The sequence below is a fragment of the Halomonas sp. C22 genome, from assembly GCF_007655045.1.
Taxonomy (GTDB): Bacteria; Pseudomonadota; Gammaproteobacteria; order Pseudomonadales; family Halomonadaceae; genus Vreelandella; species Vreelandella hamiltonii.
In genome coordinates this window covers 89,507-112,675 of the sequence record NZ_VBVC01000009.1, presented here as the reverse complement: position 1 = coordinate 112,675, position 23,169 = coordinate 89,507, and the positions used below count along the sequence as shown (strand labels likewise).

The following is a 23,169-nucleotide window of genomic DNA, read 5'->3' as shown; positions in this document are numbered from 1 at the left end:
CAGCTTACTTGACGATCTTGGCTACGACGCCAGCACCTACGGTACGGCCACCTTCGCGGATAGCGAAGCGCAGACCTTCGTCCATGGCGATCGGAGCGATCAGGGTGATAACCATTTTGATGTTATCGCCCGGCATTACCATTTCAACGCCTTCCGGCAGTTCACAAGTACCGGTTACGTCGGTGGTACGGAAGTAGAACTGCGGACGGTAGCCCTTGAAGAAAGGCGTGTGACGACCACCTTCTTCCTTGGACAGTACGTATACTTCGGCTTCGAACGTGGTGTGCGGGTTGATGGTGCCCGGCTTGGCCAGAACCTGGCCACGCTCGACGTCATCACGCTTGGTGCCACGCAGCAGCGCGCCAACGTTCTCACCTGCACGACCTTCGTCGAGCAGCTTACGGAACATTTCAACGCCAGTAACGGTGGTTTTGGTGGTGTCGCGGATACCCACGATTTCCACTTCCTCACCGGCTTTAACGATACCGCGCTCTACACGACCGGTAACAACAGTACCACGGCCAGAGATAGAGAATACGTCTTCGATCGGCATCAGGAACGGCTGGTCGATAGCACGCTCCGGCTCAGGGATGTAGTCATCCAGAGCTTTGATCAGGTTGGTAACGGCGGTGGTACCCATGCCGTTCTCGTCTTCACCGTTCAGAGCCATCAGCGCAGAACCAGTGATGATCGGCGTGTCGTCACCCGGGAAGTCGTACTCGTTCAGAAGTTCACGAACTTCCATTTCGACCAGCTCGAGCAGCTCCTCGTCATCGACCATGTCCGCTTTGTTCAGGAACACAACGATGAACGGAACGCCAACCTGACGAGACAGCAGGATGTGCTCGCGAGTCTGCGGCATGGGGCCGTCAGCGGCAGAACATACCAGAATAGCGCCGTCCATCTGAGCAGCACCAGTGATCATGTTCTTGACGTAGTCAGCGTGTCCCGGGCAGTCAACGTGCGCGTAGTGACGCTGCTCGGACTGGTACTCAACGTGAGAAGTCGCGATGGTTATACCACGCTCACGCTCTTCCGGTGCGTTATCGATAGTATCGAATGCACGCCAGTCGCCGCCGAAAACCTCAGCAGACACGCGGGTCAGGGCCGCTGTCAGAGTCGTTTTACCGTGGTCGACGTGACCGATGGTGCCGACGTTGACGTGCGGTTTGGAACGTTCAAATTTTTCCTTAGCCACTGCTATAACCTCTTTACGTTAGCTAACGGTTAACCGTTTTGGTTGATGACGGCTTCAACGACGCTGGAGGGCGCCTCCTCGTACTTCGCGAACTCCATAGAGTAGCTCGCACGGCCCTGGGTCTGTGAGCGCAGATCGGTTGCGTAACCGAACATCTCACCCAGTGGCACCGTTGCACGAATGACTTTACCAGAGGAAGAGTCATCCATGCCCTGCACCAGGCCGCGACGACGGTTCAGGTCGCCCATGACGTCACCCATAAAATCTTCGGGGGTCACGACTTCGACCTTCATCACCGGCTCCAGCAGCACGGCCTTGGCCTTCCGGGCACCTTCTTTCACTGCCATGGAAGAAGCAATCTTGAACGCAGTCTCGTTCGAGTCCACGTCATGGTAGGAACCATCAAACAGCGTGACTTTGACGTCGATCATCGGGTAACCGGCGATGACACCGTTTTTCAGCTGCTCGAAAGCACCCTTTTCAACCGCAGGGACGTATTCCTTGGGAACCACACCACCCACGATTTCAGAGTTGAACTTGAAGAAGATTTCTTCTTCGCCTTCACCCTTCTCTTCTGCAGTCAGCGGCTCGATGCGCAGCCAGACGTGACCGAACTGACCACGACCACCAGACTGACGAACGAACTTGCCTTCCTGCTCGACGCTGCCGCGAATGGTTTCGCGGTAGGCGACCTGCGGCTTACCGATATTGGCTTCTACCTTGAACTCGCGACGCATGCGGTCGACGATGATGTCCAGGTGCAGCTCACCCATACCGGAGATAATGGTTTGACCGGTCTCTTCGTCGGTCTTGACCTGGAACGAAGGATCTTCCTGGGCCAGCTTGCCAAGCGCAACGCCCATTTTCTCTTGATCAGCTTTAGATTTCGGCTCAACAGCAACCGAGATCACCGGATCCGGGAACTCCATACGCTCGAGAACGATCTTGTCATCGATATCGCACAGGGTGTCACCGGTGGTGACGTCTTTCAGGCCGATACAGGCCGCGATGTCGCCCGCCAGTACTTCCTTGATCTCTTCGCGTGTATTAGCGTGCATCTGAACGATACGACCAACGCGCTCTTTCTTCTGCTTGACGGAGTTGTAGACGCCGTCACCAGACTTCAGAACGCCCGAGTAGACGCGAATGAAGGTCAGAGTACCAACGAAGGGGTCGGTAGCAATCTTGAACGCCAGTGCAGCAAACGGAGCATTATCGTCAGCTTCACGAGTTGCGACAGTACCATCCTTGTCGTCCAGCTCACCTTCAATGGCCTTGACTTCCGTTGGTGACGGCAGATATTCAACTACTGCGTCCAGAACCGCCTGAACACCTTTGTTCTTGAAGGCAGAACCACAGGTGACTAGAACGACTTCGCTTGCCAATGTACGGGCGCGCAGGCCTGCCTTGATCTCAGCGACGCTCAGCTCGCCTTGTTCAAGGTACTTGTCCATCAGCTCTTCAGAGGCCTCGGCAGCGGCTTCGACCATCTGCTCACGGTACTCTTCAGCGGTTTCGACCAACTCTGCAGGGATATCTACAAGCTCATAGCTCGTTCCAAGGTCTTCCTCGTTCCAGAGGATAGCCTTCATCTCGATCAGGTCGATAACGCCCTTGAAGTCTTCTTCCGTGCCCCAGTTAATCTGGATCGGCACGGCGTTGGCACCCAGGCGCTCTTTCAGCTGGTCGACAACCATAAAGAAATCAGCGCCGGTACGGTCCATCTTGTTGACGAACACCATGCGCGGAACTTCGTACTTGTTGGCCTGACGCCATACGGTTTCGGTCTGCGGCTGAACGCCGGAGGAACCGCACAGTACAACGACCGCACCATCGAGAACACGCAGAGAACGCTCAACTTCGATAGTGAAGTCAACGTGCCCGGGGGTGTCGATGATGTTGATACGGTGCTCATCAAACTGATGATTCATCCCCTTCCAAAAGGTGGTTACAGCAGCAGAGGTGATAGTGATACCACGCTCCTGCTCCTGCTCCATCCAGTCGGTCGTAGACGCACCCTCATGCGTTTCGCCCAGCTTGTGGTTTACGCCAGTGTAAAACAGTACACGCTCAGTGGTGGTAGTTTTACCTGCGTCGACGTGAGCCACAATCCCCAGGTTACGGTAGCGATTAAGCGGTGTTTTGCGTGCCACGGTGAAACTCCCGTTAGTTGGCGATGCTCGTTAATCCAGCGGTGCCATTTCTGCTTATGCCACCGCCGCCATCGACAACGATAGCGGCGGCGTGTTGCAACATGACGATAAAAAGCTTTAACGCACTGCAACCGACAGAAAAAGACACGAGCCCAGAAACGTCGAGCTTAGAAACGATAGTGAGAGAAGGCCTTGTTGGCTTCTGCCATACGGTGCACGTCTTCACGCTTCTTGACAGCAGAGCCCTTGCCCTCAGCGGCATCCAGCATTTCACCTGCCAGGCGCTGAACCATCGTTTTCTCACCGCGACGACGCGCAGCGTCTACCAGCCAGCGCATTGCCAGCGCTTGGCGGCGTGACGGACGAACTTCAACCGGCACCTGATAAGTAGCACCACCCACGCGGCGCGACTTTACTTCGACCATCGGCTGGATGGTTTCCAGCGCCTTGTCGAAGATTTCCAGCGGCTCTTCTTTACTACGCTCGGCAACCTTGTCCAACGCACCATAGACGATGCGCTCAGCTACGGACTTCTTGCCGCTGACCATCAGGTGGTTCATGAACTTCGCCAGACGCTCACTTCCGAACTTGGGATCCGGCAGGATTTCGCGTTTAGCTACAACTCTTCTTCTAGGCATGATAAGCCCTCAATTAAGGATCCTTCAGGTAAACTCGGAACCTGCTTGCGCCTTTGGCGCCGCCCGACCTTACTCTTATCAGACCATCATATTCGGTTAAAAGGTAACACCGCAGCGCTCCATGAGGCTGCGTTCAGCGCCTTAGGACTTCGGACGCTTGGTACCGTACTTGGAACGACCCTGCTTACGGTTCTGTACGCCAGAGGTGTCAAGGGCGCCACGAACGGTGTGATAACGCACACCTGGCAAATCCTTTACACGACCGCCGCGAATCAGAACAACAGAGTGCTCCTGGAGGTTGTGACCTTCACCACCGATGTAAGAAGAGACTTCGAAACCGTTGGTCAGGCGCACACGGCAAACCTTACGCAGGGCCGAGTTCGGCTTCTTGGGGGTGGTGGTGTAAACGCGCGTACAAACGCCGCGCTTTTGCGGGCATGCCTGAAGCGCAGGCACGTCACTCTTGGTGACGGGGCGCTTGCGCGGCTTGCGCACTAGCTGATTAATCGTTGCCATGGTGTTTAGCTGACTCCAATGGTTGCCTTGGCCTATTAACAAATACAAGCAGCGGATGCGGGCGCACCCACCCCACTGTTAAAGGCTGCGCATTCTAAAGGCTGACCCTGCCTGGCGTCAAGCCCTGGCGGTGGTTTACCGCCAGGTTCCTGCCATTCAGGGCCAGCCGCTCTTGGCTGCTCTTGGCCTGTCCTGGGTTACAGATCGTCGTCTGAATCCAGGGCGGTCAACTGAGCACCCAGCTCCTGCTCAACCTCGGTAGCCGAGGGGTTGAACAGACGCTCTACGTCTTCGCGCTTGCGACGACGCTCTGCGTGGTGAGTCAGACCGGTACCTGCCGGAATCAGACGTCCAACTACCACGTTTTCTTTCAGGCCACGCAGGTAATCGCGCTTGCCGGTTACCGCCGCTTCGGTCAATACGCGGGTCGTTTCCTGGAACGACGCCGCCGAAATGAACGACTCGGTGGCCAGGCTGGCCTTGGTGATACCCAGCAGCAAGCGTTGGTACTTGGCCGGGAACTTGCCTTCTTTCTCCAGACGCTCGTTCTGCTCCAGCACGCGCACCAGTTCTGCCTGGTCGCCGGTAATGAAGTCAGAGTCGCCGGAATCGGTGATCTCTACCTTGCGCAGCATCTGACGCACGATGACTTCGATGTGCTTGTCGTTGATGCCTACGCCTTGCAGACGGTATACGTCCTGTACTTCGGCAGTGATGTACTTGGCCAGCTCCGCCACACCCAGCAGGCGCAGGATGTCGTGCGGGTTGCTCGGGCCATCGGAAATCACTTCGCCCTTCTCGACGGCTTCGCCTTCGAAGACGGCGATTTGACGCCATTTCGGAATCAGCGCTTCGAACGGATCGCCAGATTCCGGGGTGATCGTCAGACGACGCTTGCCCTTGGTCTCTTTACCGAAGCTCACCACACCGCTAATTTCCGCCAGGATGGCCGACTCTTTCGGCTTACGCGCTTCGAACAGGTCGGCTACGCGCGGCAGACCACCGGTGATGTCCTTGTTACCCGAGGCTTCTACCGGGATACGGGCAACGACTTCACCCACACCGATGGTCGAGCCGTCGTCCACGGAGATGATCGAGTTGCCGGGCAGCAGGTACTGTACCGGCGTGTTGGAACCGGACACGGACACGTACTCGCCTGCGGCGTCCTGCAGCATCACCATCGGGCGCTTGTCGCGGCCGGCCATCGGGCGGGCAGCCGACTCGATGACCTCGATGGAGGAGAGACCGGTCATTTCATCGACGCTGCGGTGCATGGTGACACCTTCGTCGAGATCGATGAACTGGGCCTTACCTTCCACTTCCGCAATGATCGGATGGGTGTGCGGGTCCCACTTGGCCACGACCGTGCCAGCGTCGACGACGTCACCGTCGCGAACCGACAGCTCGGCACCGTAAGGCAGCTTGTAGTACTCACGCTCACGACCATGATCGTCGGCGACGGCCAGGGCGCTTGAACGAGACACCACCACCAGTTTGCCGTCGGCACGCTCAACGTGCTTGATGTTGTGCAGGCGTACTTTACCGCCGTGCTTCACCTGTACGCTGTCGACCGCCGAAGAACGCGATGCCGCACCACCGATGTGGAACGTACGCATGGTCAGCTGGGTACCCGGCTCACCGATGGACTGGGCAGCGATGACCCCCACCGACTCACCGATGTTGACCTGATGGCCACGCGCCAGGTCACGACCGTAGCAGGACGAACAAACGCCGTGTGCGGTGTCACAGGTGATGGTGGAGCGCACGATGATCTCGTCCACACCCATGGTGTCCAGCGACGCACACCACTTCTCGTCGAGCAGAGTGTTGCGCGGGATCAGCACTTCTTCGGTGCTCGGATCGATGACGTCCTGCGCCACCACTCGGCCCAGTACACGCTGTGACAGCGGTACGATGATGTCGCCACCCTCGATGATCGGGTGCAGCGTCAGACCGTTCTCGGTGCCACAGTCGATTTCGGTGATCACCAGATCCTGGGCCACGTCGACCAGACGGCGAGTCAGGTAACCGGAGTTGGCCGTTTTCAGGGCCGTATCCGCCAGACCTTTACGCGCACCGTGGGTCGAGATGAAGTACTGCAGTACGTTCAGACCTTCACGGAAGTTGGCCACGATGGGGGTTTCGATGATCGAGCCATCCGGCTTGGCCATCAGACCACGCATACCCGCCAGCTGACGGATCTGGGCGGCGCTACCACGGGCACCGGAATCGGCCATGATGAAGACGCTGTTGAAGGAGTCCTGCTCCACTTCATTGCCTTCACGGTCGACGACGGTCTCCTTGGAGATACCTACCATCATCGCCTTGGCCACCTTGTCGTTGGCCTTGGACCAGATGTCGATAACCTTGTTGTACTTCTCGCCTGCGGTCACCAGACCGGACGAGAACTGGTCTTCGATCTCTTTGACTTCGGCTTCGGCCGCTTCGACGATATCGGTCTTGGCGTCGGGAATGACGAAGTCGTTGACACCGATCGAGGCGCCGGACCAGGTCGCCAGACGGAAGCCGGTGTACATCAGCTGGTCAGCGAAGATGACCGTGGGCTTGAGGCCCGCACGACGATACACCTCGTTGATCAGGCTGGAGATCGCCTTCTTCTTCATCGGCTGATCGATCAGCGCGAACGGTACGCCTTCCGGCAGAATGCGGAACAGCAGGGCACGACCCACGGTGGTGTCGTACAGGCGACGATGCTCGGAGCGCTCGCCGGTCTCTTCGTCGACGTCCACTTCATCCAGGCGCACTTTGACGCGGGCATGCAGCGAGACGGACTGAGTACCGAAGGCACGCTCTACCTCGTTGAGGTCAGAGAACACCATGCCTTCGCCCTTGGCGTTGATCTTTTCGCGGGTCATGTAGTACAGACCCAGAACAACGTCCTGCGACGGCACGATGATCGGCTCGCCGTTGGCGGGCGACAGCACGTTGTTGGTGGCCATCATCAGCGCACGCGCTTCGAGCTGGGCTTCCAGGGTCAGCGGTACGTGGACCGCCATCTGGTCACCGTCGAAGTCGGCGTTGTAAGCCGCACACACCAGCGGGTGCAGCTGGATCGCCTTGCCTTCGATCAGCAGCGGTTCGAACGCCTGGATACCCAGACGGTGCAGGGTCGGTGCACGGTTGAGCAGTACCGGGTGTTCGCGGATGACGTCGGCCAGAATATCCCACACTTCCGGCAGTTCACGCTCGACCATCTTCTTCGCGGCTTTGATCGTGGACGCATGGCCCAGCGACTGCAGCTTGGAGTAGATGAACGGCTTGAACAGCTCGAGGGCCATCTTCTTCGGCAGACCACACTGATGCAGACGCAGCGTCGGGCCCACGGTGATGACCGAACGGCCGGAGTAGTCGACACGCTTACCCAGAAGGTTCTGACGGAAACGGCCCTGCTTACCCTTGATCATGTCGGCAAGGGATTTCAGCGGACGCTTGTTGGAGCCAGTGATGGCACGGCCGCGACGGCCGTTGTCCAGCAGCGCATCCACCGCTTCCTGCAGCATACGCTTCTCGTTGCGCACGATGATGTCCGGCGCATTGAGGTCCAGCAGACGCTTCAGGCGGTTGTTACGGTTGATCACACGACGGTAGAGGTCGTTGAGATCGGAGGTCGCGAAGCGGCCACCGTCCAGCGGCACCAGCGGACGCAAATCCGGCGGCAGCACGGGCAGCACTTCCATGACCATCCACGCCGGCGCATTGCCGGAGTGGTAGAACGCTTCGAGCAGCTTCAGGCGCTTGGAGAGCTTCTTGATCTTGGTTTCAGAGTTGGTCTGCGGAATCTCTTCGCGCAGCGTGTTGATCTCTTCTTCCAGATCGATGTCCTTGAGCAGTTCCTGAACGGCTTCGGCACCCATGCGGGCGTCGAAGTCATCGCCGAACTCTTCCAAGGCTTCGAAGTACTGCTCGTCGTTGAGCAGCTGACCACGCTCCAGGGTGGTCATGCCCGGGTCGATGACCACGAAGCTTTCGAAGTACAGCACGCGCTCGATATCACGCAGGGTCATATCGAGGAACATGCCGATACGCGACGGCAGTGATTTCAAAAACCAGATGTGAGCGACCGGCGAGGCCAGCTCGATGTGGCCCATGCGCTCACGGCGCACGGCAGCCTTGGTGACTTCGACGCCACACTTCTCACAAATGATGCCACGGTGCTTCATGCGCTTGTACTTGCCGCACAGACACTCGTAGTCCTTGACCGGGCCAAAGATCTTGGCGCAGAACAGACCATCCCGTTCCGGCTTGAAGGTACGGTAGTTGATGGTCTCGGGCTTCTTCACCTCGCCAAACGACCAGGAGCGAATCATGTCCGGCGACGCGAGGGTAATCTTGATCGCGTCGAACTCTTCGGACTGAGACTGCGATTTGAGTACTTTCACCAAATCTTTCATATGACGGCTCCTAGCTCTCTAACTCGATATCGATGCCCAGCGAGCGGATTTCCTTCACGAGTACGTTGAAGGATTCCGGCATGCCTGCCTGCATGGTGTGGTCGCCATCCACGATGTTCTTGTACATCTTGGTGCGGCCTTCGACGTCGTCCGACTTGACGGTGAGCATCTCTTGTAGCGTGTACGCAGCGCCGTAGGCTTCCAACGCCCACACTTCCATCTCACCGAAGCGCTGACCACCGAACTGTGCCTTACCACCCAAGGGCTGCTGAGTCACCAGCGAGTAAGAACCGGTAGAACGCGCGTGCATCTTGTCGTCTACCAAGTGGTTGAGCTTCAGCATGTACATGTAGCCAACGGTGACCGGGCGGTCGAAGGCATCGCCGGTACGACCATCGTACAGCGCCATCTGACCGGATTCCGGAATGTCTGCCAGCTTCAGCAGGTGCTTGATCTCGTGCTCTTTGGCACCGTCAAACACCGGCGTGGCCATGGGCACACCGCCTTTGAGGTTTTTCGCCAGCGCGATGATTTCCTCGTCGGTCAGCGAATCGATGTCCTCCATGCGGGTGCCAGGCGTGTTGTAGACCTGCCCCAGGAAGTCACGAATTTCCGCAACCTGCTGGCCACGCGCATCACGCAGCATGGCCTCGATCTTGACGCCCAGGCCACGTGCCGCCATGCCCAGGTGGGTTTCCAGGATCTGACCGACGTTCATGCGCGACGGTACACCCAGCGGGTTCAGTACCACGTCCACCGGCTCGCCCTTCTCGTCGAACGGCATGTCTTCGATGGGCATGATCGCAGAGATAACACCCTTGTTACCGTGACGACCGGCCATCTTGTCGCCTGGCTGGATGCGACGCTTGACCGCCATGTAGACCTTGACGATTTTCAGCACGCCCGGCGCGAGGTCGTCGCCCTGGGTCAGCTTGCGTTTCTTGTCTTCGAAACGCTCGTCCATCTCTTTACGGCGGTTTTCGAGCTGCTCATCGGCCTGGGCCAGCAGTTCGTTGTAGGCTTCGTCCTGCATGCGCAGCTTGAACCACTGCTGACGGGGCAGTTCGTCCAGGTACGTCTCGCTCAGCACGTCGCCTTTTTTCAGGTTCGGGCCACCGTTGACGGCCTGACCTTCCAGGGTGCGCTTCAGACGCTCGAACGTCGCGTCTTCGGCGATCCGGTAGGTCTCCTGCAGGTCCTTGCGTACTTCGTCCAGCTGCATCTGCTCGATGGACAGGGCACGGGAGTCCTTCTCGACGCCATCACGGGTGAACACCTGAACGTCGATGACCGTACCCTTCATGCCGGTGGGGGCGCGCAGGGAGGTGTCTTTCACGTCAGAGGCTTTCTCACCGAAGATGGCGCGCAGCAGCTTCTCTTCCGGCGTCAGCTGGGTTTCACCTTTCGGCGTTACCTTACCCACCAGAATGTCGCCGGGGCCGACTTCAGCACCGATGTACACAACGCCCGCTTCGTCCAGCTTGCCCAGCGCCGATTCACCGACGTTGGGAATATCGGAAGTGATCTCTTCCGGCCCCAGCTTGGTGTCACGCGACACACAGGTCAGTTCCTGAATGTGAATCGTGGTGAAGCGATCTTCCTGAACGACACGCTCGGAGAGCAGGATGGAGTCTTCGAAGTTGTAACCGTTCCAGGGCATGAACGCGATGCGCATGTTCTGGCCCAGGGCCAGATCCCCCATGTCGACAGACGGACCGTCGGCCAGAATATCGCCGCGTGCCACGCTGTCGCCAGGCCGCACGATGGGGCGCTGGTTCATACAGGTGTTCTGGTTGGAGCGGGTGTACTTGGTCAGGTTGTAGATGTCGACGCCGGCTTCACCGCCGATGATTTCATCTTCGTTGACCCGCACCACCACACGACGCGCATCCACGGAGTCGATGACGCCGCCACGGCGCGCCACGGCACAAACGCCGGAGTCACGGGCAACGAAACGCTCCATGCCGGTACCGACCAGCGGCTTGTCGGCACGCAGGGTCGGAACGGCCTGACGCTGCATGTTCGCACCCATCAAGGCGCGGTTGGCGTCATCGTGCTCCAGGAACGGGATCAGGGCCGCTGCGACCGATACCACCTGACGCGGAGACACGTCCATCAGCGTCACTTGCTCAGGACGCATGAAGGTGGTTTCGCCGCGGTGGCGTACCTGCACCAGGTCATCGATCAGCTTGCCGGACTCGTCTACCGCCGCCGACGCCTGGGCGATAACGAAGTCGCCCTCCTCGATCGCCGACAGGTGAACGATGTCGTCGGTGACCTGACAGGCATTCACTTTGCGGTACGGCGTTTCCAGGAAGCCATAGCTGTTGGTATGGCTGTAGGTGGCCAGCGAGTTGATCAGACCGATGTTCGGGCCTTCCGGCGTTTCGATCGGGCACAGACGACCGTAGTGCGTGGCGTGTACGTCACGTACTTCGAAGCCTGCACGCTCACGGGTCAGACCGCCCGGGCCGAGTGCCGACACACGACGCTTGTGAGTCACCTCGGAAAGCGGGTTGTTCTGGTCCATGAACTGGGACAGCTGGCTGGAACCGAAGAACTCTTTCACCGCCGCCGCCACGGGCTTGGCGTTGATCAAGTCCTGGGGCATCAAGCCTTCGCTCTCCGCCATGGACAGACGCTCTTTCACCGCACGCTCGACACGCACCAGACCTACACGGAACTGGTTCTCGGCCATTTCGCCAACGCAGCGGATACGACGGTTGCCCAGGTGGTCGATATCGTCGACGTCACCAAAGCCGTTACGGATGTTGATCAGCTCGCGCAGCACATCGAGGATGTCCTTGCGGTCCAATACACCGGAGCCCACGTCGGAGTCACGACGCAGACGACGGTTGAACTTCATCCGGCCCACGCCCGACAGGTCGTAGCGGTCTTCGGTGAAGAACAGGTTGTGGAACAGCGTTTCGGCGGCTTCCTTGGTGGGCGGCTCGCCAGGACGCATCATGCGGTAGATTTCGACCAGCGCTTCCAGCTGCGAGCTGGTGGTGTCCAGCTTCAGCGTGTCGGAAACGAAGGAACCGCAGTCCAGGTCATTGGTGTAGAGCGTTTCGATCAGGGTAATGCCGCCCTGAGCCATGCGCTCCAGCACTTCTGGGGTAATTTCGGTGTTGCACGGGCAGATCAGCTCGCCCGTCTTGGTGTCGATCTGGTCTTTGGCCAGCGTCTTGCCGAACAGATACTCCATCGGCACTTCCAGACGCTCCAGACCCGCTTTTTCCAACTGGCGGATGTGCTTCTGGGTGATCCGACGGCCTTCTTCGACGATCAGCTCACCATCGGCATCCTTGATGTCGAAGGTGGCGGTTTCACCGCGCAGGCGCGACGGAACCAGCTCCACGGAGAAGCCAGACTTTTCGATATGGAAGGTACTGGTTTCGAAGAACTCGTCGAGGATCTCTTCGGTGCTCATGCCCAGCGCGCGCATCAGCACGGAAGCCGGCAGCTTGCGACGACGGTCGATACGCACGAAGACGTTGTCTTTCGGGTCGAACTCGAAGTCGAGCCATGAGCCACGGTAAGGAATCACGCGAGCAGAGTAGAGCAGCTTGCCGGAAGAGTGGCTCTTGCCCTTGTCATGATCGAAGAACACACCGGGTGAGCGGTGGAGCTGGGAAACGATTACCCGCTCGGTACCGTTGATGACGAAGGTACCGTTCTCGGTCATCAGGGGGATTTCCCCCATGTAGACTTCCTGCTCTTTGATATCCTTGATAGCCTTGTTCGAGGAGTCGCGATCATAGATGATCAAGCGAACCTTGACGCGCAGCGGGGCGGAGTAGGTCACGCCACGCAGCTGACACTCCTTCACATCGAACGCCGGCGTACCGAAGCGATAGCTGACATATTCCAGCGCGGCGTTACCCGAGAAGCTCTCGATCGGGAACACGGACTTGAATGCCGCGTGCAGACCCACTTCGTGCCGCTCATCAGGCGAACGATCCTGCTGGAGAAAGTCGTAGTAGGAATCAAGCTGGATGGCCAGCAAGTAAGGCACATCCATCACTTGGGGCAGTTTGCCGAAATCCTTGCGGATGCGTTTTTTCTCAGTATATGAGTAAGCCATCTGTATTCCCCAGCTTGTTCACCATGGGTGACCGATGCGTGGTCATCTGCCCGCGGGCGTTTCAGACGCAGACAGCAAGCTCCTCAATCGGTAGCTCGCCGTCAAAAATCTTGATAGATAACAGTGTTACGGTAGTGCTGTCCGCGCTTCGTTGTTGCCTGCCGACACGCTCACGCTTTACAACTGACGCATTACAACAACGTACGCTTCACAACAACGGTCCTGCTATTGTGCTGCTTTTTACCGCAGCGGCTCTGTCGTTTCGCTGCACGGCAGCATATTACAACAGAAAAAGGCCGGCAGCGGGATAGCCCGCCGCCAGCCGTGGAAGCTTACGCAGCGCGTAAAGCCATCAGCACAAGGATTACTTGAGCTCGACGGTTGCGCCAGCTTCTTCCAGCTTCTTCTTGGCAGCTTCAGCGTCGTCCTTGGACATCGCTTCTTTGATGGTCGCCGGAGCGCCGTCAACAGCGCCTTTGGCTTCTTTCAGGCCAAGACCGGTGATTTCACGAACGGCTTTGATGACGTTAACTTTCTTGTCACCAGCAGACGCCAGTACCAGGTCGAATTCGGTCTGCTCTTCAGCAGCTTCGCCAGCAGCAGCCGGACCAGCCATAACGGCTGCGGCAGCAGAAACGCCGAATTTCTCTTCCATCGCTTCGATCAGCTCGACAACTTCCATTACGGACATGTCGGCTACAGCATTGATGATATCGTCTTTGGTCAGTGCCATTGTTCCATTCCTAACTTTGCGGGAGTCTCGGACAACCGAGAACTCGGGATTTATTGCAGGTTCAGGCTGCGTGTCGATAACGCGGCCCGCAAGAAACGCTGCTTAGGCAGCTTCGGCTTCTTGCTTCTGGTCGCGCAGAGCGGCCAGGGTACGAACCAGCTTGCCAGCGGAGGCTTCTTTCATGACCGACATCAACTTGGCAATTGCCTCGTCGTAAGTCGGCAGGGTTGCCAGACGATCGATGTCAGCAGCCGGAATCAGCTCACCTTCGTAGGCCAACGCTTTGACTTCGAAGTTCTGCTCGGTTTTGGCAAACTCCTTGAACAGACGAGCGGCAGCGCCCGGATGCTCAGTGGAGAAAGCCAGCAGAGTAGGACCAACGAAGCTCTCGTTCAGACACTCCCACTGGGTGCCTTCGAGTGCGCGGCGAGCCAGCGTGTTACGAACAACACGCAGCTCTACACCATTCTCACGCGCCTGCTTGCGCAGATCGGTCATTTTACCGACCGTGACGCCGCGAGAATCGGCAACTACGACGGAGAGTGCGCCCTTGGCCGCTTCACTGACCTCGGCAACAATCGCTTTCTTGCCTTCAAGTGCTAGTGGCACAGTGATCACTCCTTCGTGCCGAAACCCGTCAAGGTTCCGGAGGTTACCATCTCTTCCAGGCCCAACAGCGGCACAGGAAGCCTTAGGGGATGGTGCTCACCAGAAAGCGGTTGCTAAAAGCGTTAACCAACTGGCGGCCACACCATCTGCGCAGGCGCTTTAGGGCGATTAAGCCGCCACTTCAGAAAAGCGGCGGCACCTGCGGTCTTTGACGGTGCCTCATCTGGCATACAGCTCAGCGAGGGACCGCAAAGTTCTTGCTCGGTTCCAACCACCGGCAACACGAGATTTCGCTCGTGCCGCCAGCGGGACTATCCTCGACTCGCTTATACCAGCGAGGAGTGGTCGATAGTCAAACCCGGGCCCATGGTAGTGGACAGGGTGAATTTCTTGAAGTAGATGCCTTTGGAAGAGCTCGGCTTGAGTTTCTTCAGGTCAGCTACCAGTGCTTCCAGGTTACCCTGAACGGCGGCCACGTCAAAATCGACCTTGCCCAGCGTGGTGTGGATGATGCCGTTCTTGTCGGTACGGAAACGCACCTGACCCGCTTTGGCATTCTTGACCGCAGTGGCCACGTCAGGCGTCACGGTACCGACCTTCGGGTTCGGCATCAGGCCGCGCGGACCGAGGATCTGGCCCAACTGACCGACAACGCGCATGGCATCCGGAGAAGCGATGACGACGTCGAAATCCATCACGCCTTTCTTGACCTGCTCGGCCAGCTCTTCCATGCCCACGATGTCAGCGCCGGCTTCTTTAGCCGCATCGGCGTTGGCACCCTGAGTGAACACAGCCACACGAACGTCTTTACCGGTGCCGTTAGGCATGACGGTAGCGCCACGAACGACCTGGTCGGATTTACGCGGATCGACACCCAGGTTGATCGCAACGTCCAGAGACTCTTTGAACTTCACGGTTGACAGCTCAGAAAGCAGGGCAACGGCTTCTTCCAGAGAGTAAGCCTTGTTGCTGTCTACTTTCTCGCGAATCATCTTGGCGCGCTTGGACAGTTTAGCCATGATTAGAGACCCTCCACGTTTAAGCCCATGCTGCGAGCGCTACCAGCGATGGTACGCACTGCGGCTTCAAGATCAGCAGCCGTCATGTCAGGCTCTTTGGTCTTGGCGATCTCTTCCAGCTGTGCACGCGTCACGGTGCCAACTTTCTTCTTGTTCGGCTCACCAGAACCGGACTTGATGCCCGCTGCTTTTTTCAGCAGTACGGCAGCAGGCGGCGTCTTGGTGACGAACGTGAAGCTACGGTCTGAGTAGACGGTAATCACGACAGGCGTCGGCAGGCCCGGCTCAATCTCTTGAGTCGCGGCGTTGAACGCCTTACAGAATTCCATGATGTTCACGCCGTGCTGACCCAGCGCGGGGCCTACGGGCGGACTCGGGTTGGCTTTACCTGCAGCAACCTGCAGTTTGATATAAGCCTGTACTTTCTTGGCCATGATAATTACTCCAATTGGGTGATAACGCCTGGCGGCTCCCCGGTACGCGTAAAGCAGCGCGGGGCTGCTTTACATGAATCCAGGACGGCACCCTAGGCACCATCCTGCAACAATTTGAAATTACTCTTTTTCTACCTGAGAGAACTCTAGCTCTACAGGCGTCGCGCGACCGAAGATCAGCACGCTGACCTGCAGACGGCTCTTGTCGTAGTTCACTTCTTCAACGACACCGTTGAAATCGGCAAACGGACCATCGATGACACGCACGGACTGACCCGGCTCGAACATGGTCTTGGGACGCGGCTTGTCGGTGCCGTCCTTCACACGACGAAGGATGGCTTCGGCTTCGCGACTGGTGATGGGCGCCGGCTTCTCTTTGGTACCACCGATGAACCCCATGACACGCGGCGTTTCGTTCACCAGATGCCAGGTTTCGTCGACCATCTCCATCTCGACCAGCACATAGCCAGGATAAAACTTGCGCTCACTCTTGCGGCGCTTGCCGTCGCGCATCTCGACCACTTCTTCCGTCGGCACCAGGATTTCGCCAAAGCGATCTTCCATGCCATACATTTTCACACGCTCGATCAGCGAGCGCATGACATGCTTTTCAAAGCCGGAATAAGCGTGGACGACGTACCAACGTTTGGACATGAAAACTCCTAACCAATAACGCCGGACATCGCCCAGCCAAGAAGAGTGTCAATCAACCACAGCATCAACCCTACCACCAGCACAGCCACCAGCACGATGGCGGTCGTTTGAATGGTTTCAGGACGGGTTGGCCATACAACGCGCTGAATCTCTTTCTTGGCGCTGACAGCAAGCTCGATCAGGTCGCGACCCTTGGCGGTGGTCAGCGCAATCAATCCTGCCAACGCACACAGCACAACGACACCCAGGACACGATAGAGCAGGCCAATATCGGTGAAATAGGTATTACCAACGACTGCAACAACAAGCAGCGCCACAACCGCCGCCCACTTGAGCCCGTCATGGCGCGTCTGTTGCACCTCATCGCCATGTTTTACGGAACTAGGCTTCATAAAAACGAGACTCCTAAGGGTGCAGCGAGCGACAAAGGAATTCTAGAAAGACTTGCCAACCTGGGGAAGATTGGCAGGCCAGGAGGGAATCGAACCCCCAACCTGCGGTTTTGGAGACCGCTGCTCTGCCAATTGAGCTACTGGCCTGTATCGTCAAATGCGCAATTTATTACCTGCGCAAGAGCGGGCGCCATGATAGCGGAGATTTTTCCGCCTGACAACCCTTACACCACACCCACTGCCGTGGGCGAAGACAAAAAAAGCGAGCATCGCTCGCTTTCTTCGCAATATGGAGCTCATGGACGGAATTGAACCGTCGACCTCACCCTTACCAAGGGTGTGCTCTACCCCTGAGCTACATGAGCCAAACACATCAAACTGGAGCGGGCGGCGGGAATCGAACCCGCACCATCAGCTTGGAAGGCTGAGGTTCTACCATTGAACTACGCCCGCCGAACTTGCCTAAAGAATGACAATCCGCTGCACGAGAAACAGTAGCTAATGCCCGCTTACCGGCTTTTCATTCACAGACACTGACAGCTCAGTGCCCATACAATCTGGTGGAGAGGGAAGGATTCGAACCTTCGAAGCTTTCGCGGCAGATTTACAGTCTGCTCCCTTTGGCCACTCGGGAACCTCTCCATCTGTGGCGGCATATTATGCCAGCCTTCAAAACAGTGTCAAGCCAAAAGCTCTTTATTTTCGAGGCTTTCACTTGCTTGCTGATTGAATCAATCAGCTTTGCAAGCCATTCGTCTTGACTGCATCTGCTTTGGAACGCGCTGCATTCTGTCAAAGCAGCATGGAGAATGCAAGCCCCGCGCGAATTTTTTCCAACGAAACCGGCTCCGGCACCCGCGGCGCCCCCGACATCTTGCCTGCGCGCTCGGCAAAGGTCAGCGGAAATGTGGCTTCGAGGCCGCCATATACCATGTCGGGCCAGACGGCATGGGGCACCTGGACCCCGCGCGACACCACGCGCGCATCTCCCCCGGTCAGCAGCATGGGCAGCGCCACCCCCTGCTGGTCGCATACTTCACTGTAAATACGATTGATGGCACTGACCGCCGCCATGTAGATACCATGGTTGACGGCATCCACCGTACGCCTGCCCGGCTCCAGCAGCGCGTCGGCCTCGCTGTCGGGGTCGATGGCCACATTGCGAGTGCCCAGCTTGAGGCTCTCTTTCATCAATCGCAAACCTGGAATGATGAAGCCCCCCAGATGCACGCCGCCCGGCAACACGAAGTCGATGGTAATGGCACTGCCGCAATCCACCGCACAGCAGCCACCGGCCAGCTGGTAACCTGCCAACGCCCCCATCCAACGGTCTACGCCCAGGCGGCCAGGCTCCTCATACCCATTGACGACGCCCAGCGCTTCGGGCGTCGAGCGCGCCACATGAACCTGCCGCACCTGACGGCGCAGCAGGGCGACGGTTTCTTCCAGCACGGCAGCCCTGGCCACGCTGGAAATACGTACGGCTTCCACGACGCCCAGGTCAGGAATGTCTGCCCCTGGACGCCACTCCTCCCGGGTCCATACGGCCCCACGGGAACGGATCTCGCTGCTTTCGGAATCCTTGAGACGCCACTTCGACAGCGTGTTGCCGATATCCAAATCCAGAATCATAGACGCCTACGTACGCTGATCTCACCGCCCGACAGGCGTCGCGAGTGACCGTTTTCAGTAACCCACAGGTTACCACTTTCATCGACATCGCCTGCAACGGCGTCGCTGGTGCGCTCCCCCTGAATGACCCGGATGGGCAGCCCAGAATAGGCATGGCGCTGGTTCCAGGCATCGAGCCAGGGTGCAAATCCGCTGGCTTCGAACCCCGCCAGCATGCTCAGCAACCCCGACACCATGTCCGCCGCCAGCTGGTTGCGCGAGATTCCGGGCTGCGCATCGAGCAATGCGGCCACCGGCTGGTCGATGGTCGCTCGCAGGCTATCGGGCAGCATCAAGTTCATGCCAATGCCGATCACTACTTCACAGGGGCCTGCGGCATCCCCCGTCACTTCGATCAGAATACCCGCGAGCTTGCCAAGCTCGTCCCCTTGTTCGGCCAGCAGCACGTCGTTGGGCCACTTCAGCTTGGGCGCCACGCCATACTGTTCGAGCACTTGAGAGACCACGACGCCCACCGCCAGACTCAGCCCCTCCAGAGCATTGACGCCGGACTCGAAGCGCCAGCCCATGGATACCATCAGGCTCTGCCCCCAAGGCGTCGACCAGGCGCGACCTCGTCGGCCTCGCCCTGCCGTCTGCAGCTCGACGAAACACACTTCACCGTGGCCTGCGCCCTGTGAAAACCGCTCACGCAAGTATTCGTTGCTGGAAGGCAGCTGGTCTTCGACGAACAGGCGCGCCAGCAGGTGGCGGGCATCCGCAGGTAGCCGTTCGACGATACGCGCGCCATCCAACGGCTCGAGCGGGTAAGCCAGGCGATAGCCTCGCCCTTTGACGGCGACCAGCTCGACGCCCAGCGCTTCGAGTTTCTTCAACTGTTTCCACACGGCGGCTCGGGAAACGCCTAACGCCTCCCCTAACTGTTCACCGGAATGAACCTCGCCATCGCTCAACAAACGCATCAGGTTACCGATGGTCATGTGCCTGCCCCAACTGGGAAAACGCCTATCTTAACGGAACCGTCATGAAGGCGAAAACTGCCGCGTTTAGGTTATTGACTTGGTGCTTTATTTAAGACAGCGCTGGTAGTGGACCGTACCCAGACCCTATAATGCCGCCCTATTTTTCCAGCAGGATCGCGTCGTGATCGAGAATCTTCGCAACATTGCCATTATTGCCCACGTTGACCACGGTAAAACTACCTTGGTAGACAAACTGTTAAGCCAGTCTGGAACGCTCGACCGCAAGGCCGAAGGCCAAGAGCGTATCATGGACTCCAATGACCAGGAGAAGGAGCGTGGTATCACCATCCTGGCCAAGAACACTGCTATTCAGTGGCAAGATGGCAATGGCAAGGATTACCACATCAACATCGTGGACACCCCTGGGCACGCCGACTTCGGTGGTGAAGTAGAGCGCGTCATGTCCATGGTGGACTCTGTGCTGCTGCTGGTCGACGCCGTCGATGGCCCGATGCCACAGACCCGCTTCGTGACCCAGAAGGCTTTCTCACAGGGCCTCAAGCCTATCGTGGTGGTCAACAAGATCGACCGCCCCGGCGCGCGTCCCGACTGGGTCATCGACCAGATCTTCGATCTGTTCGACAACCTGGGCGCCACCGACGACCAGCTCGACTTCCCGATCATCTACTGCTCGGCCCTGAACGGCATTGCGGGCATGGACCCGGAAGAGCTGGCCGAGAACATGGACCCGATGTTCCAGGCTATCGTCGATATCGTCGAGCCGCCGAAAGTCGAAGTGGACGGCCCCTTCCAGATGCAGATTTCTGCCCTGGACTATAACAGCTACGTCGGCGTCATCGGCCTGGGCCGCATCAAGCGCGGTTCCGTGAAGCCCAACCAGCAGATCTCGGTGATCGGCGTGGATGGCAAGGTGCGCAAGGGCAAGATCGGTCAGGTCATGACTCACATGGGCCTCGAGCGCGTGCAGACCACCGAAGCCACCGCTGGCGATATCGTGTGCATCACCGGTATCGAAGAGCTGTCCATCTCGGACACCCTGTGTGACCCGAGCGCCGTCGATGCGCTGCCGCCGCTGTCCGTAGACGAGCCCACCGTCTCGATGACCTTCCAAGTCAACGATTCGCCGTTCGCAGGCAAGGATGGCAAGTTCGTCACCAGCCGCAACATCAAGGATCGCCTGGACCAGGAGCTGATCCACAACGTGGCGCTGCGCGTCGAGCAGGGCGAAACGCCCGAGAAGTTCAAGGTCTCCGGGCGTGGCGAGCTGCACCTGTCGGTGCTGATCGAAACCATGCGTCGTGAAGGCTTCGAGCTGGCCGTTGGCCGTCCCGAGGTCATCATCAAGGAGATCGACGGCATCAAGCAGGAGCCCTACGAAGAGGTCATCATCGACTGTGAAGAGCAGCATCAGGGCTCGATCATGGAAGAGCTGGGCTACCGCAAGGGCGAGCTGACCAACATGAACCCGGATGGCAAGGGCCGTGTGCGTCTCGACTTCATGATCCCGGCACGTGGTTTGATCGGTTTCCGTGGCCAGTTCCTGACCTTGACGTCGGGCACCGGCATCCTGACCAGCCGCTTCGACCACTACGGCCCGCTGAAGCCCGATGCCGCCATCGAGCGTCGTAACGGCGTCATGGTCTCCATGGTGGATGGCAAGGCGCTGGCCTACGCTCTGTATACCCTGCAAGACCGCGGCAAGCTGATCATCGACCACGGTACCGAAGTGTACGAAGGCATGCTGGTCGGTATCCACAGCCGCGCCAACGACCTGGTGGTCAACCCCACCAAGGGTAAGAAGCTGGATAACATGCGCGCGTCAGGCAACGATGAAAACATCGTGCTGACACCGCCGGTGAAGTTCACGCTGGAACAGGCCATCGAGTTCCTCGACTCCGACGAGCTGGTCGAAGTGACGCCGACCTTCATCCGCCTGCGCAAGAAGCTGCTGAAAGAGAACGAGCGCAAGCGTTCCAGCAAGAAGTAAACGGATCGCTGCCATGGAAAGCCCGCCACTGTGCGGGCTTTTTGCTACCTCAGCCCATGGTCGACTGCGCTGAGCGGGCCACAAATATCATCATTAACGCAACCTAAACGCTAGCGTGCTGGAAAGCGTCGCCATTCTATCGCACAGTAACGCAATCGTTGACGCCCTCGGGGCGCTATCACGCTACAATTCATACAAGTGTTTGGATACCTACCCCCATCCGACACCACTACCATGGACACTCCTTCACATGAGCGGTCATAACGTCTGGACGCACAAGGGCACCTTCTTGTTGGCAGCGGTGGGCTCTGCCGTTGGCCTGGGCAACCTTTGGCGCTTTCCCTATCTCACCGGTGAAAACGGCGGTGGCGCTTTCATTCTGATCTATGCGCTGACCATCTTTGCCGTGGGCATTCCCATTCTGATTGCCGAGACCATGCTGGGCCGCACCAGCCGCCAAAGCCCGATCATGGGCATGCGCCACTTGACCCGCACCCACAAGACCTCGCGCGCCTGGGAGTCGATCGGCTGGCTGGGGGCCGCCTCGGCCTTTCTGATCCTGAGTTTCTACTCGGTGATCGCGGGCTGGGCTCTGCATTACACTTGGCTCATGCTGACCGGCTCGCTGGTCGGGGCCGATGCCCAGACCATTGGCGAGGGCTTCAATGCGCTGCTGGCCTCGCCAGGGCTGATGACGCTCTATCACACGCTGTTCATCGCCGCGTCGGCCTTGATCGTGGGCATGGGCATCCACAAGGGCATCGAATCGGGGCTGCGCATCATGATGCCCGCCCTGTTCGTCATCCTGATCGTGGTGCTGATCTACGGCATCATCAACGGCGACGTGGGTGCGGCGGCCAGCTTCCTGTTCACGTTCAACATCGGTGATCTGAGCCTGGAAGGCTGGCTGCAGGCGATGGGGCAATCCTTCTTCACGCTGAGCCTGGGGATGGGCGCCATCATGGCCTATGGCGCTTACATGTCCAGCGAGGCATCGCTGACCCGCACGGCGATTGCCGTGGCGTTCGTGGACACCGCCGTGGCCATGGTCGCGGGCCTGGCCATCTTCTCGCTGGTGTTCGGCGCAGGCCTGGAAACCGGCCAGGGGCCGGGGCTGATGTTCGTGACCCTGCCGCTGGCGTTCGCCGACATGCCCTTTGGTGCGCTGGTAGGTGGCGTATTCTTCATTCTGGTGCTGGGCGCTGCCATCAGCTCGTCCATCTCCCTGATCGAGCCGGTCGCGGCGTTTCTGGTCGAGCGCTTCAACATGACGCGCCCTCAGGCGGTCACCATCATGGTCGTGGCGGCCTGGGCCATGGGCCTGCTCACGGTGGTCAGCTTCAACGTCTGGGCCGAGGGCACGATTTTCCACACCCTGTTTGGCCGCAGCGCCTTCGATTTCATCGAGCTGTTGACCAACATCTTCATGCCGCTGGGCGGCCTGCTGATCGCGCTGTTCGCCGGCTGGGCCCTGACCCAGAGCGAAGTGATGAAAGAGCTGGGCACCCACCAGACGTGGTTCAAGACATGGCGCTTCCTGGTGCGCTATGTCGGCCCTGCCGCGGTCTCGTTCGTCTTTTTGCGCACGCTCCCCCAGGTGGAAGGCTATGCCATTCCCGCACTGGGCGCGCTGGTCATCGTCGGAGCCTTTGCCGCCAGCCAGCGGCTTCGCCAAGCCAGAGGCTAGATACCGACCAACGCAACATCATGGGTTTCAACAAT

Annotated in this window: 16 protein-coding genes and 4 tRNA genes; 2 read left to right on the top strand and 18 right to left on the bottom strand. The window is 58.6% G+C overall.

What is annotated here, in order from left to right; all coding sequences use genetic code 11:
- Nucleotides 1-4: 4 nt before the first annotated feature.
- The 18 genes from tuf to FEU76_RS15465 form a co-directional block, all read right to left on the bottom strand.
- Entirely contained in the window at nt 5-1,198 is a 1,194-nt protein-coding gene (tuf, locus tag FEU76_RS15550; protein WP_039180669.1) for an elongation factor Tu, read from the bottom strand.
- Nucleotides 1,199-1,227: 29 nt separating this feature from the next.
- Nucleotides 1,228-3,351, bottom strand: coding sequence for an elongation factor G (gene fusA, locus FEU76_RS15545; RefSeq protein WP_039180673.1), 2,124 nt, complete (start codon nt 3,349-3,351; stop codon nt 1,228-1,230).
- 167 nt (nt 3,352-3,518) lie between these two features.
- Nucleotides 3,519-3,989 carry a 30S ribosomal protein S7 gene (gene rpsG / locus FEU76_RS15540; RefSeq protein WP_016915771.1) on the bottom strand — a complete coding sequence of 157 codons (471 nt, stop codon included), beginning with the start codon at nt 3,987-3,989 and terminating at the stop codon, nt 3,519-3,521.
- Nucleotides 3,990-4,130: 141 nt separating this feature from the next.
- Nucleotides 4,131-4,505: a 30S ribosomal protein S12 gene (gene rpsL, locus FEU76_RS15535; protein WP_009098973.1), complete on the bottom strand. Its 375-nt coding sequence runs from the start codon at nt 4,503-4,505 to the stop codon at nt 4,131-4,133.
- Nucleotides 4,506-4,702: 197 nt separating this feature from the next.
- On the bottom strand, nt 4,703-8,917 hold the full coding sequence (rpoC, locus tag FEU76_RS15530; RefSeq protein WP_039180677.1) for a DNA-directed RNA polymerase subunit beta': 4,215 nt from the start codon (nt 8,915-8,917) through the stop codon (nt 4,703-4,705).
- Between the two features lie 10 nt (nt 8,918-8,927).
- Nucleotides 8,928-13,004 carry a DNA-directed RNA polymerase subunit beta gene (gene rpoB / locus FEU76_RS15525; RefSeq protein WP_039180679.1) on the bottom strand — a complete coding sequence of 1,359 codons (4,077 nt, stop codon included), beginning with the start codon at nt 13,002-13,004 and terminating at the stop codon, nt 8,928-8,930.
- A gap of 364 nt (nt 13,005-13,368) precedes the next feature.
- Nucleotides 13,369-13,737: a 50S ribosomal protein L7/L12 gene (rplL, locus tag FEU76_RS15520; protein ID WP_016915768.1), complete on the bottom strand. Its 369-nt coding sequence runs from the start codon at nt 13,735-13,737 to the stop codon at nt 13,369-13,371.
- Nucleotides 13,738-13,839: 102 nt separating this feature from the next.
- Complete coding sequence (gene rplJ, locus FEU76_RS15515) at nt 13,840-14,346, bottom strand: 50S ribosomal protein L10 (RefSeq protein WP_016915767.1); 507 nt, start codon at nt 14,344-14,346, stop codon at nt 13,840-13,842.
- 326 nt (nt 14,347-14,672) lie between these two features.
- Nucleotides 14,673-15,365: a 50S ribosomal protein L1 gene (rplA, locus tag FEU76_RS15510; RefSeq protein WP_144984191.1), complete on the bottom strand. Its 693-nt coding sequence runs from the start codon at nt 15,363-15,365 to the stop codon at nt 14,673-14,675.
- 2 nt (nt 15,366-15,367) lie between these two features.
- On the bottom strand, nt 15,368-15,799 hold the full coding sequence (gene rplK / locus FEU76_RS15505) for a 50S ribosomal protein L11 (RefSeq protein ID WP_016915765.1): 432 nt from the start codon (nt 15,797-15,799) through the stop codon (nt 15,368-15,370).
- 120 nt (nt 15,800-15,919) lie between these two features.
- Complete coding sequence (gene nusG, locus FEU76_RS15500; RefSeq protein WP_016915764.1) at nt 15,920-16,453, bottom strand: transcription termination/antitermination protein NusG; 534 nt, start codon at nt 16,451-16,453, stop codon at nt 15,920-15,922.
- An 8-nt stretch (nt 16,454-16,461) separates the two neighbouring features.
- Entirely contained in the window at nt 16,462-16,845 is a 384-nt protein-coding gene (gene secE / locus FEU76_RS15495; protein ID WP_039180685.1) for a preprotein translocase subunit SecE, read from the bottom strand.
- A 71-nt stretch (nt 16,846-16,916) separates the two neighbouring features.
- A tRNA-Trp gene (locus tag FEU76_RS15490) sits at nt 16,917-16,992 on the bottom strand.
- Between the two features lie 143 nt (nt 16,993-17,135).
- A tRNA-Thr gene (locus FEU76_RS15485) sits at nt 17,136-17,210 on the bottom strand.
- A 14-nt stretch (nt 17,211-17,224) separates the two neighbouring features.
- A tRNA-Gly gene (locus FEU76_RS15480) sits at nt 17,225-17,298 on the bottom strand.
- Between the two features lie 105 nt (nt 17,299-17,403).
- Nucleotides 17,404-17,487 (bottom strand) — tRNA-Tyr (locus tag FEU76_RS15475).
- 150 nt (nt 17,488-17,637) lie between these two features.
- Nucleotides 17,638-18,477: a type III pantothenate kinase gene (locus tag FEU76_RS15470; protein ID WP_039180687.1), complete on the bottom strand. Its 840-nt coding sequence runs from the start codon at nt 18,475-18,477 to the stop codon at nt 17,638-17,640.
- On the bottom strand, nt 18,474-19,457 hold the full coding sequence (locus FEU76_RS15465; RefSeq protein ID WP_144984188.1) for a biotin--[acetyl-CoA-carboxylase] ligase: 984 nt from the start codon (nt 19,455-19,457) through the stop codon (nt 18,474-18,476). Before FEU76_RS15465 ends, FEU76_RS15470 begins: the two co-directional genes overlap by 4 nt.
- Nucleotides 19,458-19,620: 163 nt before the next feature.
- Between FEU76_RS15465 and typA the strand changes: the two genes are divergently transcribed.
- On the top strand, nt 19,621-21,447 hold the full coding sequence (gene typA / locus FEU76_RS15460; protein ID WP_039180695.1) for a translational GTPase TypA: 1,827 nt from the start codon (nt 19,621-19,623) through the stop codon (nt 21,445-21,447).
- A gap of 250 nt (nt 21,448-21,697) precedes the next feature.
- Entirely contained in the window at nt 21,698-23,134 is a 1,437-nt protein-coding gene (locus tag FEU76_RS15455; protein ID WP_144984185.1) for a sodium-dependent transporter, read from the top strand.
- Nucleotides 23,135-23,169 lie beyond the last annotated feature (35 nt).